Below are 16059 nucleotides of genomic sequence, written 5' to 3' on the forward strand. Positions count from 1 at the left end.
TTATAAATTTAGGCAACCATATTATTGATGCGGGGAAGGCAAATTAATTGTTTTGAACAATTTAATTAACAATAAGGACAGAATTTTTATTCTGTTTTTAGATTTAATCTTTTGATTTTTAAAAGATTAATTTGGTTGATATTAAGCTTGCTGTTTTCTCATTATTTCGTCCATAACTTCTAAAATTATAGAACAGCCTTCCTTTATTTCTTCTTCGGAAATGGTTAATGGCGGTGTTATTCGAATTGCACATCCTTCAAACAGAAGCCAGAACAGTATTAAACCTTTATCTTGACAATTTAAAATCACTTCATTGGTTATATCTGCTGTTTCGGTCATTGCGGCCAGCATTAATCCTTTTCCTCTAACTTCTTTTATCAAAGGATGTACCAAAAGCGATCTGAACAGTTTTTCCTTTTCCAGCGCTTCGTTCATTAAATTTGTTTCAGTTAATTCCTGCAAAGTAGCCAGGCAAGCTGACGCAATGACAGGATGGCCTCCAAAAGTGGTTATATGACCTAATTTTGGATTTTCTGTTAAAAGGTCCATTTTTTCTGCCGAAGCTGTAAAAGCTCCAACCGGCATACCGCCTCCCATACCTTTTCCCATAACCACAATATCTGGAATAACATCATAGTTTTGAAAACCAAAAAGCTTTCCTGTTCTTCCAAAACCCGGCTGAATTTCATCAACAATCATCAAGGCTCCAACTTCATCACAACGCTTGCGGACTTTTTGCAGAAAGTTATTTTCCGGCTGAATAAATCCGGCACCTCCCTGAATGGTTTCAAGAAGAATTGCTGCGGTTCTGGTTGTTATTTTTTCAAGATCGGCTTCGTTGTTAAAAGTAATAAAATCTACATCCGGAAGCAAAGGTCTAAAAGCTTGTTTGCGTTCTTCAAATCCCATTACGCTCATAGAACCCATTGTGTTTCCATGATAAGCATTGTGACATGAAATAAGCTGACTGCGTCCTGTTGTTCTTTTAGCGAGTTTTAAAGCACCTTCTATCGCTTCTGTACCCGAATTGACTAAATAGGTTTTATTTAAAGATTCCGGAAGGAGAGAGGCCATTAATTTGCAATATTGCACAGCCGGACTTTGCGAATATTCTCCGTAAACCATTACATGCGAATATTTGTCTAACTGGTCTTTAATTGCCTGGTTCACTCTCGGATGCTGATGCCCAAGCGTGCAAGCCGAAACTCCGGCAACAAAATCTAAATATTTTTTATTGTTTGTATCGTATATGTAAGATCCAACAGCATGTGAAACTTCCATTCCTAAAGGATAAGGAGAAGTTTGTGCCTGGTATTTTATAAAATCTGGGTTCATTTTTTTAAAGGTTCAAAGTAGCAAAGGTACTAAGGTTCTGAGGGTTATCTTGTTTCAGGTTTAAAGTTTCAGGTTTTATAAACTGAGATTGAATACTGAAAACTGCAACTAATTCTACCGCAAAGATCGAAAAGATTTATGCAAGTTTGTAAGCTTAAAATTAAGATTACATTTTAATTGCAAGATCTTAATGTTAGACAAACTGAAAACTGTGCCTGCGGCTGAAAACTAAAAATAAACTACTTCTTTTTATCTTTTGCTTCTGTCTTTGGCGCCGGTTTTTTCTTGTCGTAATTCAAAGTTTCTTTCCTTACTTTCAGCGGAACATTTTTGTTTTTCTCTTCCTGTTCTTTGCCTTCTTTTATTAATTTTTCATTCAGTTCATTATCTTCTTCTGTAAAAATATCATCTTTCGATTTTATTCTTTCATCTCCGCGCCAGACAAAACCACGCAGTTTACGGGCATTTTCAGGCAAATCGGTTTCTGGATAAATATCGCCGTCAACTTTATTAAAGAAAGTAATAGTTTCAATTAGATTATTTTCTAAAATCAAATTGATTTTACTGCTCACATTTTTATTAATCCCGATAAGTTCATTATCGTCGTTCCGCATAAAATAGACGACTTCGGTATTTTTGATAACGTCGACATCATGGAGTTTTCCTTCTTTAAACTTCCCAAATAAATTGATGCCCTTGACCTGATTATAACCTGTTCCGAGGGTATCCTTCGATATTATAAAAGTGTTATTGAGGACTTTTAAAGAGTCTAATTTCTTGGTATTATTATCGCCTATTAAATGCATTATATCTCCGGTAATCTGACTTTCTCCGTTCCAGATAATTGGATTTCCAATTAGTTTAGTTAATGCCGTTTTTGAGTTTGAATGTATCGAATCGCATTTTCCGCTCATATCCGTTTTATAGAAACGAACATTATTAAAAGCTCTTAAAATTCGTTCGCCTTCTTTTCCGGTTACCATCAGTTTTTTTCCGTGAATATAAACCGAGTCATTTTCAACTAAATTAATGGCAACAGCTCTTTTGGTAACAAACATCGAATCTTTCAGTTTGAAAATTTCGGCATAATGTCCTTTTACGATACCTTTATTTATAGAATCGGTAATTTTTACATTTCGTGTTGCCGAAGCAAATTCGGTATTTCGATTGTAATATAAACTATCGCCTTCAATAAGCCTGTCATCATATTTTATATACGATTTCCGTAAAAAATGGGCGAGATTCTTCTTCGTGTCATAAAAACCTCTTTCGGTATAAATATAATTGGCTTTACTTGTAATAGTCGATGGACCAAGTAAATAAGTATGTCCAGAATTGCTGTAATAATCTAAATGATTTGATTTAATAACATATTTTGGGTTTGTAATCGTAACTTCAGTCAGGAATTGAAACTTTTTTTCTGCTGCAAAATATCTTCCAGATTTACTCACTAAAGTATTTTCTTTGTTTACGATTGTTCCTTTTGTGTTATAATAAGCCTGCTGAATATTACGGTCAAAATGAATGGTATCTGTCTGCAAAGTAGCGTCAGGAGAAGTCATAACAGCATCTCCGGTAGCAAAAGCCTGTTTTAAATTACCACTGTATTCGGCATATTTACTGTTCAAAAACAAAGTATCACCCTGTACCAGCTGTACATTTCCAAAAGCTTTTAGATAATTTTCTCCTTCAAAAATATAAGCTTTATTACAAGTCAGAACGATTCCGTCGTGATCTACTTTTACATTACCGCTCAAAAGCACTGCACCCGGCACCAAAGGTTCGTTACGTTCAAAATTATCGGCATGTTCTACATGAATCTGTTTCGGAGCAGTTTTTGCTGATTTTGCTGCTTGCGCAAAAGTAGATTGGACGCTTAAAACAAGCACGCAAAATATAAAAAAGAGTAATTTCTTCAAGTGATTAAATTTTTGTCAAATTTATGAAAAAGGATATAACCTTAGATTGTTATTAGCATTAATTTATATTTTTAGGTTTAGAGGCGCAAAGAGGTAAAATTTCAAAGGAAGAAATTGATTTTTTTTGCATTTTTAAGATATTTAAAAAAGCTTTGTTCTTTTGAAACTTTGCTTCTCTGCACCTTAAAATTTATCAACAAAACCCTGAACTCTTACGTTGTAGTTCACGATTTCTGAATCAGGAAAAAACAAATCAGGCTTACTGTATTCTGAGTTTTAAAAAATAAACTAAATTTAAGAATTGGTTTTGGATTAAACTTTCATTTCCATATCGTTAAGTTAGATTAAAAAATATGATAAAAAGTAAATTTGTTGCCACAGGAATAGCTGTGACAATGTTGTTTTCGGCTTGTAAAACAAAAGATTTAAAAATGAGTGAAGTAAAACAGGAAAATTCAAAAGAACAAAAAGTTGTAGTCTATCAGGTTTTTACCCGTTTGTTTGGAAATAAAAATAAAACCAATAAACCTTGGGGAACAATTGAGGAAAACGGAGTTGGAAAGTTTAATGATTTTACAGATAAAGCACTTCACGAAATTAAAGATTTAGGTGTAACTCATATTTGGTACACTGGTGTTCCTCATCACGCTTTGGTTCGGGATTATACAGCTTACGGAATCTCAAATGACGATCCCGAAGTAGTAAAAGGACGTGCAGGTTCGCCTTATGCCGTAAAAGATTATTACAATGTAAACCCGGATTTAGCTGTAAATCCTGCAAACCGACTTCAGGAATTTGAAGATTTAATTGCACGTACACACAAAGCAGGACTGAAATTGCTTATTGATATTGTTCCCAATCATATTGCGAGAAAATACGAAGGGAAAAACAATCCTGAAGGTGTAAAAGATTTTGGTGCCGATGATGATATAACGGTTGAATATAAAAGAGATAATAATTTCTATTATATCCCAAATTCACATTTTGAAATTCCTGAAGGAGATATTCCATTAAATGGAGAAAAAAATGCTCTTGTTGATGGTGTTTTTGATGAAAATCCGGCAAAATGGACAGGAAACGGCTCACGAAAAGTAAAACCGGATCAAAACGATTGGTATGAAACTGTAAAAGTAAATTACGGTGTTCGCCCTGACGGAACCAAAGATTTTCCTGAACTTCCGGCTGGTTTTGATCAAAAATCATACAAAGAACATTTTGCTTTTTGGCAGGATAAAGATGTTCCGGATTCGTGGAAAAAGTTTAAATCGATCGCTTTGTACTGGACCGCAAAAGGTGTTGATGGTTTTCGTTACGATATGGCCGAAATGGTTCCGTACGAATTTTGGAGTTACATGAACTCGGCAGTCAAAATGAAAAATCCTGATGCATTTTTACTGGCAGAAGTTTATAATCCTAATGAATATCGCAATTATATTCGTTTAGGAAAAATGGATTATTTATATGATAAAGTAGAAACGTACGACAAATTGAAAGATATCATTCGCGGAAAATCGTCTCCTGACGGATTATCAGATATTCAAAAAGGAATGGAGGATATCGAACATCATATGCTTCATTTTTTAGACAATCATGACGAACAGCGTTTGGCTTCGCCGGAATTTGCCGGAACGCCAGAAAGAGGAAAACCTTTAATGGTTGTTTCGACAACTTTAAGTACTTCGCCAACGATGGTGTATTTTGGGCAGGAAGTAGGAGAGGCCGGAAATGAAAATGCTGGTTTTGGAACGCGTTCCAGAACTTCGATTTTTGATTATATTGGAGTACCAAGTCATCAAAAATGGATGAATGAAGGTAAATTTGACGGCGGACAATTGTCTGATTCTGAAAAAGCTTTGCGTGATTTTTATAAACGATTATTGAATTTCTCTCTAAAAAGTTCGGCTTTAATGGGAAGTTTTCAGGAAATCCAATCAGTAAACCGTCAAAATACGGCTGGTTACGATGAATTAATTTATTCTTATGTTCGCTGGTCTGAAAACCAAAAGTTAATTGTTACAGCTAATTTCTCTTCAGAAAAAACAAGCGAGTTTGATTTGAAGATTCCTGCCGATGTCATTTCAAAATGGAATTTTAAAGATGGAGAATATCAGCTTACAGATCAATTGTACAAAACAACTTCGGTAAAACTAATTGTGAAGAACGGAGAAGGAAGCGCCAGAATAAAAATCCTGCCTTCTGAATCGTTTATTTTTGAATTAAAAATCTAAATATAACCAATCATCAATTATATTTCCTTTCTGGTCTACATCAAGAGAATAATATCCTGAACGAAAAGTTTTTATTTCTAAAGATAAATCATAGGTAGTCTTAATTATAAAATGATCGTCATTATTAGAATCAGGTGAAATTATTATAGATTGGTTTTTTTTATAAAACACAAAATCATCTAATTTGAGATTAGATGATTCTGTGTTATTATTATCTTTGAGATAGTTTTGTATGCATTCTATACCATGAATTTTTGTAAGATTCCAAAGGTCATTTTTTTCTGAAAATTTTTTTAAGATCTCTTTTATTGTATTCATTTTATTCTTTTACGTTATACTTTCTTAACCTTTTTGAGGGCTTCGATATAATATTCGTTTACTTTTTCCCAATTTATATGTTCGTAAAAAGCATCAATATAACTTCCTTTTCTGTTTTGATAATCCAGATAATAAGCATGTTCCCATAAGTCGATGCCTAAAATTGGCGTTCCCGGAATCAAAGCGTTTTTCATCAGCGGGTTGTCCTGATCTTCAGTAGTTGTTATTTGAAGTTTTCCGTATCTGTCAACCACTAACCAAACCCAGCCAGAACCAAATTGTTTTTCGGCTTGTCCTTTAAACTGTGTTGTAAGGTTGTTAAACGAGCCAAATTCTTTATTAATTGAGCCGGAAAGCGTATCTTTTGGTGTCTGCTCTTTTGGTGTCAGAATATTAAAATAGAGAGTATGATTGTAATACCCTCCGGCATTCTGACGCAGTTTTGCATTGTTTAAATCTAATTTCTTTAAAATATCCTCAATTGGCATATTTTCAAACTCAGTCGAAACAATAGCTTTGTTAAAATTATTGGTATACGACAAATAATGTTTAGAATAATGCGTCTCCATTGTAAGAGATCGTAAAGCAGGGCTTAGTCCGTCATAAGCAAAAGGCAGTTTGGTAAGTTCAAAAGAACCGGGATCTGCTTTTACATCATTTGGTGATCCAATTACTATTTTTTCTTCCTTTGTAGGAAGAGGAACTTCCACAACTTCAGTCAGTTTGTTATTATCATTGCAGGAAAATAATAATATGAATGAAGGTAAAATGCTGAAAAGAACAATGATTTTCTTCATAATATTAATTTATTTTGATGTTAGCGAATTGATAATTTCTATGTAATTCTCCTTAGCTTCATCTGTCGATAAATGACTAATCTGCATCCAGGCATTAGTTTTAAAAGCATTTCTTAAATCAAAATTCTCTGACTGATTGTAAACAGCAGTTCCAAAAGTGGCCTGTTTGTAAAATGCATAAAGTCTTAGCTGCACATCTTGCGGCAGCGAGGCCTGAGTCATATTCATTGCAATCTCTACAGCCTCAGAAAAACGTTTATCTAAATCTTTGTCTGCCATTTATGCTTTTGTAGCAATAATAGTTTTACCGCCAATTGCTTTTTGTCCTAAAACAACATTTATTGGTGTACCTAAAGGTAAAAATAAATCTACTCTCGATCCAAATTTAATAAATCCTGCATCTGTTCCTTGTACAACCTGCATTCCTTCTTTAGCATAATTTACAATTCGTCGTGCCAAGGCTCCTGCAATTTGTCTGTAAAGAATAGCGCCAAAAGTATCGTTTTCGATAACTACAGTCGTTCTTTCATTTTCTTCGCTGGCTTTTGGGTGCCATGCAACCAAAAATTTTCCAGGATGATATTTACTGAATTTTATAATTCCGTCCATCGCATAACGTGTAACGTGAACGTTGATTGGCGACATAAAGATAGAAACCTGTAAACGTTTATCTTTAAAATATTCACCTTCGTAAACTTCTTCAATAACTACAACTTTTCCATCTACCGGAGCAAGAACATGCTCGATATTTCTAACAGCGATTCTTTTAGGATTTCTAAAAAATTGCAGAATGATAATTAAAATTACTAAAGCAAAAATCTGCACTAGTTTTTGCAGCCAATAGATATCAATAAACTGGTCAGCTAATAAAACCACAACAACAGTGAAAATTACACCTAATAAAATAGACGGGCCTCCTTCTTTATGAAACATAATATAAAATTTGATAAAATAAAAATATAATTGGTGCTACAAATATAACACTATCTAATCGATCTAGTATACCTCCGTGTCCGGGCATAATTGAGCCGCTGTCTTTTACGCCGGCAATTCTTTTAAATTTTGATTCGATCAAATCGCCAATCGTTCCAAAAATACTCACGATTAAAGCAATAATGGTCCATATTAAGATCGATTTGCTGCTAAAAGCCGGATTAGGCTGTATGTAAAATTTTGAAATTAAAAAGCCTGCAAAAGCTGCGAAAATCATTCCGCCTACAAATCCTTCTATCGTTTTTTTAGGAGAAACACGTTCAAATAATTTGTGTTTTCCCATAGATTTTCCAACTAAATAAGCAAAAGTGTCGTTTGTCCAGATTAGAACAAACAGTCCTAAAATAATTTTCGGATTATAATCGTTGGTTCCAAAGGAAATTTTGACAATAAAAATAAATGGAAGTGTAATATATCCTAAAAGGTATAAGTATTTTGAAGAGATGCTTACTTTTTGAACTGAATCATAAAATAAGAATATGATGCATTTAATAGATACTACAAGTGTAATTGCTAATAATACAAGGTCTAATTGCTGAATATTGGTTTCTAAGCTTATATTCGATTGAAATGTCTGGTTTAGATAAGCAGCAGTTTGTTTGTTGTAATGGCTTATGAGAATTACAATGCTGTACAGTAAAGTGCCAAATAAAATCGAGAAGACTTTATTCAGGTTTACGATATTCGAAAACTCATAAATAGTAATGATTAGAAAAATACCAAAAAGAAGGATGAAGCTCTCGGTAGAAAACAGGATTGAAGTTAACAACAGAGCAATATAAACAGCACCAGAAATGGTTCTCTTAAGCGTTTCGTTCATCTTAAAGATCTTCTAAGAGCAGTAAATAAAGGTTTTTGGCAACACTTCCGTACTGCGTAAAATCTTCTTCTTTTGCTTTTTCGAAATATTTTATTGTAGTGATATTAGTTGGGATATCTCTATCGTATTTGCGTTTAATGGCGCTTAAGCCATCGCTTTTCATTGGGAGAATCTGGCTTGTTGTAGCAATAATTACAATATTTGCCGGTAAATCGTTTGGTTTGTTTTGTCTGATTTGTTTAGATGAAAACAAAATAGAACCTTCGTCTGCAATTAAATTTTCGCAGCTTGCCAATAAAAATTTTGGATGAGAAGGAGCAATGTAAAATAATTTGTTTTCTTCGAGTAAATGAAAAAGAGCCGACTCGTAGCATAAAACTTCGTTTTCAAACCAGTCGTTTTCTTCTAAAATATTTTCGAATTGTTCTGCAACTTCCTGCGTGTTTTCACAATACAAAAATTTACCGCCATTTTTCTTAAAGTTGAAAATGAATTGTTCGTCTAAAGATAAATGACTATTCGGGACAGGAGTTCCTGCGTATTCACTTTCGTGCTCTTCGTCAGAAGCAGATTCGCCGGAACCAAATATTTTTTTAAAAAAATTCATTTTTTATATGAAATACTTTACATGTTAATTGAAAACGTTCAAAGATAAAAAAATCTTAATTCAAAAGCCTGTTTTGAATTAAGATTTTAAAAAATATTACATATTTATTGAGTAATTTACGAAACGACCTCTTCTAAATTTTTATCCCAGGTACGTTTTCCGAAAATTGTTTCAAGATCATCTTTAAAGATTACTTCTTTTTCGATTAAGATATCAGCAAGCTGATTTAATTTATCTTTATTTTCTTCAAGAATTTCAATTGCTCTCTGGTATTGGCCTTCAATTAATTCTGAAATTTCAGCATCAATAATTTTTGCTGTTTCATCAGAATAAGGTTTAGAGAAATTATATTCGCTTTGTCCTGTTGAATCGTAATAAGTAACGTTTCCAATTTTATCATTTAAACCGTAAATGGTTACCATAGCACGAGCCTGACGCGTTACTTTTTCTAAATCGCTTAATGCTCCAGTCGAAATTCTGTCAAAAGTTACTTTTTCTGCAGCTCTTCCGCCCATAGTTGCACACATTTCGTCAAGCATTTGGTCTGTTCTTACGATTTGTCTTTCTTCTGGTAAATACCATGCAGCTCCTAAACTTTGTCCGCGAGGAACAATTGTTACTTTAATAAGCGGTGCAGCGTGCTCTAACATCCAGCTTACAGTTGCGTGACCCGCTTCGTGAATTGCAATTGCTCTTTTCTCTTCTGGAGTAATGATTTTATTTTTCTTTTCAAGACCGCCAATAATTCTGTCAACAGCATCAAGAAAATCTTGTTTGTCTACAGCAGGTTTGTTATTACGTGCCGCGATAAGTGCAGCTTCGTTACAAACGTTAGCAATATCAGCACCAGAGAATCCCGGAGTTTGTTTAGCTAAGAAATCAAGATCAAGACCTTCAACTTTTTTAATAGGAGCTAAGTGAACTTTAAAAATTTCAGCTCTTTCGCGAATGTCTGGTAAGTCAACAAAAATTTGTCTGTCAAAACGTCCTGCACGCATTAAAGCTTTGTCAAGAACGTCGGCTCTGTTTGTTGCAGCTAAAACAATTACGTTAGAGTTTGTACCAAAACCGTCCATTTCTGTTAGTAACTGGTTCAAAGTGTTTTCTCTTTCGTCGTTTCCGCCAGACATATTACTTTTTCCTCTTGCTCTACCAACTGCATCGATCTCGTCGATGAAAATAATAGCAGGAGATTTTTCTTTTGCCTGTTTAAACAAATCACGTACACGTGATGCTCCAACTCCCACAAACATCTCTACGAAATCAGAACCTGATAACGAGAAGAAAGGCACTTGTGCTTCGCCGGCAACAGCTTTAGCTAATAAGGTTTTACCAGTTCCCGGAGGTCCTACAAGTAAAGCTCCTTTAGGAATTTTACCTCCAAGATTTGTATATTTTTCAGGGTTTTTAAGGAATTCTACAATTTCCTGAATTTCTTCTTTTGCACCTTCTAAACCAGCTACATCTTTAAAAGTAGTTTTGATATCTGTTTTTTCATCAAAAAGTTTAGCTTTCGATTTTCCGATATTGAAAATCTGTCCGCCTCCGCCAGCGCCTCCGCCAGACATTTTACGCATAATGAAAATCCATACACCAATAATGATGATGATAGGAAGTAAGCTGATTAAAATATCGCTCCAGTTATTTTTCTGGATGAAATTGAAGTCTTTTAATTTTCCTTCGTTAACCGCTTTTTCAAGTTTAGTTTGAAAAATCTGGTCGTTACCAATTTCTAAAGTATAGTGAGGGCCTTTGTTAGCTCTGTCAAAAATATCTTTTGCAACTTTTTTATTAGCCGGGTCTTTAAGTGCGGCAGCATTTAAGTATACCTCAGCTTCAGCTTTATTATAAACGATAACTTTTTCAATTTGTCCTTTTTCTAATAAAGTGTTGAATTTAGAAGAAGTTAATTGAGCAGGTTCGCTTAAGTTAGATCCACCGGTAGCAAAACTTATAAATAAAAAAACTAAAAGTATTGCGGTATATATTAACCAGGGACTTATTTTAAATTTACTCGGATTTGGATTATTATCTTTAGCCATTTAGAAAAATTTTTCTTTAGTATTTGTTTTCGATTGTAGTTATTTTGGCGTCACCCCAAAGGCTTTCGATATTGTAATATTCACGAATGTGTTTTTGGAAAACATGTACCACAATATGCACATAATCCATAAGAACCCATTCTGCATTATCGGTTCCTTCTACGTGCCATGGTTTATCTTTTAAGTCTTTAGATACTGTTTTTTGAATTGAGTTTACAATGGCGTTAACTTGGGTGTTTGAGCTACCGTTGCAAATGACAAAATAGTCACAAACTGCTGTGTCTATATCTCTTAAGTCAAGAATGTCAATATCATTTCCTTTTACTTCCTCAATCCCTTTGATTATGTTCGCCAATAGAACATCATTATTAATAGTCTTTTTCGCCATGAATTATTTTATATGAATTTGTAAAGTTACCAAATTTTGTGATTATTTTTGAACCTTAACAAAATATTAAATTAAGATATTTAAATTATTTAATGAAACTAATCAAACTCGATGCCATAGATTCTACAAATGATTTCCTAAAATCAATGTCAAGTCAGGATGAACAGGAGAATTTTACAGTGGTAACGGCTGAAAATCAGACAAAAGGCAAGGGGCAAATGGGCGCTGTTTGGAAATCTGAAACCGGTAAAAACTTAATTATGAGTGTATTGGTAAAGGATTTTCTTTTTGATAATGAAAAGGTTTTTAACTTAAATATTATCGTTTCGTTATCTGTTTTAGAAGTTTTAAAATCTTTAAATATTCCTGATTTATGTATAAAATGGCCAAACGACATTATGTCATACAATAAGAAAATTGGTGGCATACTTATAGAAAATACTCTAAAAAGTGATGGCAGAATCGTGTCAGTTGTCGGGATTGGGCTTAATGTCAATCAAACCAATTATACTGAACTGCCAAATGCTTCTTCGCTGGCTGTAATTTCTGGGAAAACTTTTGATAAGAACGCTTTGGTTGTTTCTATAGTTGAAAAAATGAAGGAAAAAATCGAATTATGGCAGACTAATACAGCAGCTTTTTGGGAAGATTATTTTAATTCACTTTTTAAAAAAGGAGTTCCAATGCCGTTTAAAAATCTCCAGAATACAAACTTTATGGGAATTATTCAGGGCGTTTCTCCGGTAGGGAAACTGCAGGTTTTACTTGAAGATGATTCGGTTGCTGAGTTTGAGATTAAAGAGATTCAGATGCTTTATTAAGATGCTAAGGTTCTGAGATGCTAAGATTCTAAGGTGCTAAGGTTCTGAGTTTCTAAGATTCTAAGATTTTGAGTTTCTAAGATGCTAAGGTTTCTACAGAGATTTAAACGTGCTGTTTGTCATTTCGACGAAGGAGACTCGAGCGATAGCGAACAGGCGAAGCAAATCTTCGCAAGCAGCTCTACCATCTAAATCACTAATTTTTGTCGAGTTTTTTACTAAGATCTGCTTTGTTTGTTAACTATGACTAAAACTCTTTGCGGACTTTGCGGTAAAAAAAAATGTCCAACAATAGTCGGACATTTCAATTTATAATTCACAATTAACAATTCACCATTATTAAAGTTTGTGCATATTGTTTGCTAAAGTTTCAATAAACTTACCAATTGGACCTTTAACCATCATTGCCATCATAGCGTTAAATTCGCCTTCGAAAAACAATTGTACGGCACTTTCTGAGTCAGAAACGCTGTCGATGTTTGATGTTAAAGTAAACGGAAGTTTATCACTTGCAGCGCCCAGAACAATTTTGTTTGGAGCTGTTTTGTCTTTCATTTTTAATTTGATTTCCGGCATGCCTTTCAATCCAAAAATAAAAGAGTCTTCGCCAGTAACCTCAAATTTTGCAATGTTATCCGGCATTAATTTTTCAAAATTCTTAACATCAGTCAATTGATCGAATAAATCCTGTGCTGATTTCTGAACAGTAACTTTTGGACTTTCTAAGTTCATATAATATTTTTTAATTTTTATTTAACCGCAAAGGGCGCAAGGTTTTTTACTAAGTTATGTATAATTGCGCAAAATTCGCAAAGTTGAAACTTTAAATAAACTCCAAAATCCAAAAAGAGCAGAGCGATTTTTAGAAAATCAACAATCAACAATCAACAATCTAAAATCTAAAATCTTATTCCTGTCCCCAAGTCGATGGGCTTACGCTCCATTCTTGTAATGTAGACTGCTGGTCTTCTGTGATGTATTGTTTTTGAACGGCTAAATCTAATAGATTTTCGTAGTTGCTTAATGTGAATAAATCAACATTAGCTTCTTTGAAGTTTTCTTCGGCAACGCCAAAACCATAAGTAAAAACGGCAGCCATTCCTTTAATGTTGGCACCTTCGTTTCTTAAAGCTTCTACAGCTAATAAACTGCTTTTTCCGGTGCTGATTAAATCTTCAACCACGACAACATTTTGTCCTTTTTGTAAAAAACCTTCAACTTGGTTTTGTCTTCCGTGTTTTTTTGGTTCCGGACGTACGTATACGAATGGAAGTCCTAGGCTTTCGGCAACCAAAATCCCAACTCCAATGGCTCCAGTGGCAACACCGGCAATGACATCAGGCTTTCCAAATTGTTTTTCGATGTTCTTCGCAAACTCGTCGCGAACGTAGTTTCTAATGCTGGGAAATGAAAGAATTAACCTATTATCACAATAAATAGGAGATTTCCATCCAGAAGCCCATGTAAAAGGATTTTCTGGATTCAATTTAATTGCATTTATTTGCAAAAGCAATTCAGCTGTTTTTTCGGCAGTATCTTTATTAAAAATCATAGTACAAATGTATAAAGTTTTTGTAAACGACAAACCACTTTTTTTGACAAATGAAATCTCGAAAGAAACAGATTTCCAATTGTTCTTGTTGGAGAGTATTGATATCGAACAGCTTATAGTTAAAATTTTTCAAAATAAAATTCAAAAAGCCATTTTATATCATCCCGACGAAAGTGAAATAATGAAAACCCTTAAGGCCAAAATTCCGGTAAATAAAGCGGGCGGAGGCTTTGTGTATAATAAGAAAGGCGAGGTTTTATTTATCTTTAGAAACGGAAAATGGGACCTGCCAAAAGGCGGAATCGAAAAAGGGGAAGACATTGAAGCGACGGCTATGCGTGAGGTAGAGGAGGAGACAGGGGTAAACAAGCTTCGTATTACGAGTAAACTTCAAAAAACCTATCATATCTTTAAACGTAACGGAAAATACAAACTTAAAATCACACATTGGTTCGAAATGTTTTCTGATTTTGAAGGAACGCCGCACGGGCAGATTGAAGAAGGAATCGAAAAAGTGGCGTGGTTAAATCCTGAACAGATTAAAGAGGCTTTGACGAACTCTTATGAAAATATCAAGTTGTTGTTTGAGGAGAAAGAAAAACCATTGGAAAAGCTTGCTTCGCCTATTGCGTATCGATCTGGGCCAGAATCTAAATAACGAGTAATTTTAAAATAGAAATTTAATATTTCGTGTATTAAAAATCGTACTTTTGTTTGGTAAGCAAAAAATGATTATAATACGTTTTGATGGTAGGATACAATTTAATTTTGTTTTTTACCAGTTACTTGATATTGCCATTAATATTATCTTTGAATTATGAGCACATTTACAAAACCAAGCCATATAGGGCGAAAAATAAGCCGAATTCGTGAACTTCGTGACATGAAGCAAGAAGCTTTGGCACAAGCTTTAGGAACGAGCCAGCAGACTATTTCTGCTTTGGAAAATAGTGAAGAAATTGATGATGAAAAGCTAAAACAAATTGCAAAAGCCTTAGGAGTAAGTGTTGAAGCACTGAAAAACTTTTCAGACGAAGCAGCAATTAATTATTTCAATAATTTCTATGATAATAGTAACGGGACTAATTTCGGAACTAATAATAATTGCACTTTTAATCCTTTAGATAAATTGATTGAAGCTTATGAAGAAAATAAAAAGCTTTACGAGCGTTTGGTTCAAGCTGAAAAAATAAAGTGGAGTATTTAGAAAAAATATTGAAGGATAAATAAGTTTTTTATTCCTTCTTAAATTTAAAAAAGCCTAATAAAAGTTGTTTTTATTAGGCTTTTTTTGTTGTTTTTAGGTTTTATCTTTTTGCTGGCACGAGCATCTCGCTCGTGTCTTTTTTATTGTATTGATTTTGATTGTGTTAAGAGCAGATAATTAACTTAAGATTATGCTTAAGAATAATAAATGCATCTATTTCTTGTGTTAAAATTTAAAAAATTGAAAGAAAATATTTATATATTTTATTTTTAATTAAGTAAAAAGATTACATTTAACCTTTGATTAAATTGTAGATTATAATCTACAATTGCTTTGCAATTGAAATTAATAACCGCTGTTAATGATATGGAAAAAGACGAAGACAAAGAAAAAAGGAAACAACAAGTTTTATTTGTAAACCAGGATTATGTACTGCCGTTTCGGCCTCTTGAACTCAATCACCAGTATTCAGTTTTGTACACAAATCAGTATAGACAATGGAATATCTCTTTTTAGTATAAAAATAAAACCTAACACATTATGAAAAAACATGTTGTTGTAGACGGTGCTTTGTGCAAGTGTAAGTTTAGCGAAGATCAAAAAGCCACAGATATTTTACTGGTAAAATCGCAGAAAAAGCATTTTGCAAATGATAAAGGAGCTGATAAAAAACTTATTGCCACAACAAAAGACGTCAATCAAACCTTAAAGAAAGGCACATTTGGCAAATGCACTTTGCAGCCAACATCAGGAGGGAATGCTCCTTGTGTAGCAGTGCCACTAAAATGGGATAATCCCTATGAAAAAATTACACTGAGCAATCAGGGGAAAATTTTAACCGAAGACAGTAAAGCGGCATGTAATATAGGCGGACCGGGCTGTATTGAGATTTTTAAACACGGACAGACAGCCGAAGTTGGAATGCAGCAGATACAGAAAGCAGATCGTGATGCATTAAAACAAATAAATCCGCTGTTAAATCCCGATGATTTAGATGAAAACGATATTTGTTTTTTTATAAAATAAGAAGAA

The 16059-nt window shown here is 33.8% G+C and carries 17 protein-coding genes and 1 pseudogene; 6 read left to right on the forward strand and 12 right to left on the reverse strand.

Annotated elements, in window-relative coordinates; translation table 11 throughout:
* Positions 1-141: 141 nt before the first annotated feature.
* The gene (locus FJOH_RS13440; protein ID WP_012024657.1) at positions 142-1335 is read right to left on the reverse strand and encodes an aspartate aminotransferase family protein; all 1194 of its coding nucleotides are present in this window, start codon (positions 1333-1335) and stop codon (positions 142-144) included.
* A 239-nt stretch (positions 1336-1574) separates the two neighbouring features.
* Positions 1575-3254, reverse strand: coding sequence for an OstA-like protein (locus tag FJOH_RS13445; protein ID WP_044047722.1), 1680 nt, complete (start codon positions 3252-3254; stop codon positions 1575-1577).
* Between the two features lie 353 nt (positions 3255-3607).
* Between FJOH_RS13445 and FJOH_RS13450 the strand changes: the two genes are divergently transcribed.
* Positions 3608-5482 (forward strand): alpha-amylase family glycosyl hydrolase, encoded by a 1875-nt coding sequence (locus FJOH_RS13450; protein ID WP_044047723.1) that lies wholly within the window; start codon positions 3608-3610, stop codon positions 5480-5482.
* On the opposite strand, the gene FJOH_RS13455 is transcribed toward FJOH_RS13450, so the two are convergent.
* The 8 genes from FJOH_RS13455 to rsfS all read right to left on the reverse strand — a co-directional run bounded on the left by FJOH_RS13455 (position 5471) and on the right by rsfS (position 11447).
* Positions 5471-5800 (reverse strand): hypothetical protein, encoded by a 330-nt coding sequence (locus tag FJOH_RS13455; protein WP_012024660.1) that lies wholly within the window; start codon positions 5798-5800, stop codon positions 5471-5473. The two genes, FJOH_RS13450 and FJOH_RS13455, sit on opposite strands and share 12 nt — an antisense overlap.
* Positions 5801-5814: 14 nt before the next feature.
* The gene (locus tag FJOH_RS13460; protein ID WP_012024661.1) at positions 5815-6597 is read right to left on the reverse strand and encodes a superoxide dismutase; all 783 of its coding nucleotides are present in this window, start codon (positions 6595-6597) and stop codon (positions 5815-5817) included.
* Positions 6598-6606: 9 nt separating this feature from the next.
* Complete coding sequence (locus tag FJOH_RS13465) at positions 6607-6876, reverse strand: acyl-CoA-binding protein (RefSeq protein ID WP_012024662.1); 270 nt, start codon at positions 6874-6876, stop codon at positions 6607-6609.
* Complete coding sequence (locus tag FJOH_RS13470) at positions 6877-7530, reverse strand: phosphatidylserine decarboxylase family protein (protein WP_012024663.1); 654 nt, start codon at positions 7528-7530, stop codon at positions 6877-6879.
* A complete protein-coding gene (locus FJOH_RS13475; RefSeq protein ID WP_012024664.1) occupies positions 7520-8410 on the reverse strand; it encodes a phosphatidate cytidylyltransferase in 891 nt (296 codons plus the stop codon). The genes FJOH_RS13470 and FJOH_RS13475 overlap by 11 nt, the downstream gene beginning before the upstream one ends.
* A 1-nt stretch (position 8411) precedes the next feature.
* A complete protein-coding gene (locus FJOH_RS13480) occupies positions 8412-9017 on the reverse strand; it encodes a hypothetical protein (RefSeq protein ID WP_012024665.1) in 606 nt (201 codons plus the stop codon).
* Positions 9018-9133: 116 nt separating this feature from the next.
* Positions 9134-11059, reverse strand: coding sequence for an ATP-dependent zinc metalloprotease FtsH (ftsH, locus tag FJOH_RS13485; protein WP_012024666.1), 1926 nt, complete (start codon positions 11057-11059; stop codon positions 9134-9136).
* Positions 11060-11075: 16 nt separating this feature from the next.
* Complete coding sequence (gene rsfS, locus FJOH_RS13490) at positions 11076-11447, reverse strand: ribosome silencing factor (protein ID WP_012024667.1); 372 nt, start codon at positions 11445-11447, stop codon at positions 11076-11078.
* 92 nt (positions 11448-11539) lie between these two features.
* Here rsfS and FJOH_RS13495 point away from each other — a divergent pair, with 92 nt between their 5' ends.
* Complete coding sequence (locus FJOH_RS13495; RefSeq protein ID WP_012024668.1) at positions 11540-12268, forward strand: biotin--[acetyl-CoA-carboxylase] ligase; 729 nt, start codon at positions 11540-11542, stop codon at positions 12266-12268.
* A gap of 339 nt (positions 12269-12607) precedes the next feature.
* On the opposite strand, the gene FJOH_RS13500 is transcribed toward FJOH_RS13495, so the two are convergent.
* Positions 12608-13000 carry a hypothetical protein gene (locus FJOH_RS13500; protein WP_012024669.1) on the reverse strand — a complete coding sequence of 131 codons (393 nt, stop codon included), beginning with the start codon at positions 12998-13000 and terminating at the stop codon, positions 12608-12610.
* Between the two features lie 175 nt (positions 13001-13175).
* Positions 13176-13820: an orotate phosphoribosyltransferase gene (gene pyrE, locus FJOH_RS13505; RefSeq protein WP_012024670.1), complete on the reverse strand. Its 645-nt coding sequence runs from the start codon at positions 13818-13820 to the stop codon at positions 13176-13178.
* A gap of 7 nt (positions 13821-13827) precedes the next feature.
* On the opposite strand from pyrE, the gene FJOH_RS13510 reads away from it, so the two are divergent.
* The 4 genes and pseudogenes from FJOH_RS13510 (at position 13828) to FJOH_RS13520 (ending at position 16053) form a co-directional block, all read left to right on the forward strand.
* On the forward strand, positions 13828-14478 hold the full coding sequence (locus FJOH_RS13510; RefSeq protein WP_012024671.1) for an NUDIX hydrolase: 651 nt from the start codon (positions 13828-13830) through the stop codon (positions 14476-14478).
* A gap of 159 nt (positions 14479-14637) precedes the next feature.
* Positions 14638-15050: pseudogene (locus tag FJOH_RS13515) on the forward strand (helix-turn-helix domain-containing protein).
* Between the two features lie 316 nt (positions 15051-15366).
* Positions 15367-15543 (forward strand): hypothetical protein, encoded by a 177-nt coding sequence (locus tag FJOH_RS26980; RefSeq protein ID WP_159436650.1) that lies wholly within the window; start codon positions 15367-15369, stop codon positions 15541-15543.
* Between the two features lie 24 nt (positions 15544-15567).
* Complete coding sequence (locus FJOH_RS13520; RefSeq protein ID WP_012024673.1) at positions 15568-16053, forward strand: DUF4280 domain-containing protein; 486 nt, start codon at positions 15568-15570, stop codon at positions 16051-16053.
* The last annotated feature ends 6 nt before the right edge of the window (positions 16054-16059 follow it).

Source organism: Flavobacterium johnsoniae UW101 (assembly GCF_000016645.1).
Classification (GTDB): Bacteria; Bacteroidota; Bacteroidia; order Flavobacteriales; family Flavobacteriaceae; genus Flavobacterium; species Flavobacterium johnsoniae.

Bases quoted from the DNA above. Each gene is read 5' to 3' on its own strand.
- FJOH_RS13440 (WP_012024657.1), bottom strand. From the start codon at position 1,335: ATGAACCCAGATTTTATAAAATACCAGGCACAAACTTCTCCTTATCCT.
- FJOH_RS13450 (WP_044047723.1), top strand. From the start codon at position 3,608: ATGATAAAAAGTAAATTTGTTGCCACAGGAATAGCTGTGACAATGTTG.
- FJOH_RS13455 (WP_012024660.1), bottom strand. From the start codon at position 5,800: ATGAATACAATAAAAGAGATCTTAAAAAAATTTTCAGAAAAAAATGAC.
- FJOH_RS13460 (WP_012024661.1), bottom strand. From the start codon at position 6,597: ATGAAGAAAATCATTGTTCTTTTCAGCATTTTACCTTCATTCATATTA.
- FJOH_RS13465 (WP_012024662.1), bottom strand. From the start codon at position 6,876: ATGGCAGACAAAGATTTAGATAAACGTTTTTCTGAGGCTGTAGAGATT.
- FJOH_RS13470 (WP_012024663.1), bottom strand. From the start codon at position 7,530: ATGTTTCATAAAGAAGGAGGCCCGTCTATTTTATTAGGTGTAATTTTC.
- FJOH_RS13475 (WP_012024664.1), bottom strand. From the start codon at position 8,410: ATGAACGAAACGCTTAAGAGAACCATTTCTGGTGCTGTTTATATTGCT.
- FJOH_RS13480 (WP_012024665.1), bottom strand. From the start codon at position 9,017: ATGAATTTTTTTAAAAAAATATTTGGTTCCGGCGAATCTGCTTCTGAC.
- ftsH (WP_012024666.1), bottom strand. From the start codon at position 11,059: ATGGCTAAAGATAATAATCCAAATCCGAGTAAATTTAAAATAAGTCCC.
- rsfS (WP_012024667.1), bottom strand. From the start codon at position 11,447: ATGGCGAAAAAGACTATTAATAATGATGTTCTATTGGCGAACATAATC.
- FJOH_RS13495 (WP_012024668.1), top strand. From the start codon at position 11,540: ATGAAACTAATCAAACTCGATGCCATAGATTCTACAAATGATTTCCTA.
- FJOH_RS13500 (WP_012024669.1), bottom strand. From the start codon at position 13,000: ATGAACTTAGAAAGTCCAAAAGTTACTGTTCAGAAATCAGCACAGGAT.
- pyrE (WP_012024670.1), bottom strand. From the start codon at position 13,820: ATGATTTTTAATAAAGATACTGCCGAAAAAACAGCTGAATTGCTTTTG.
- FJOH_RS13510 (WP_012024671.1), top strand. From the start codon at position 13,828: ATGTATAAAGTTTTTGTAAACGACAAACCACTTTTTTTGACAAATGAA.
- FJOH_RS13520 (WP_012024673.1), top strand. From the start codon at position 15,568: ATGAAAAAACATGTTGTTGTAGACGGTGCTTTGTGCAAGTGTAAGTTT.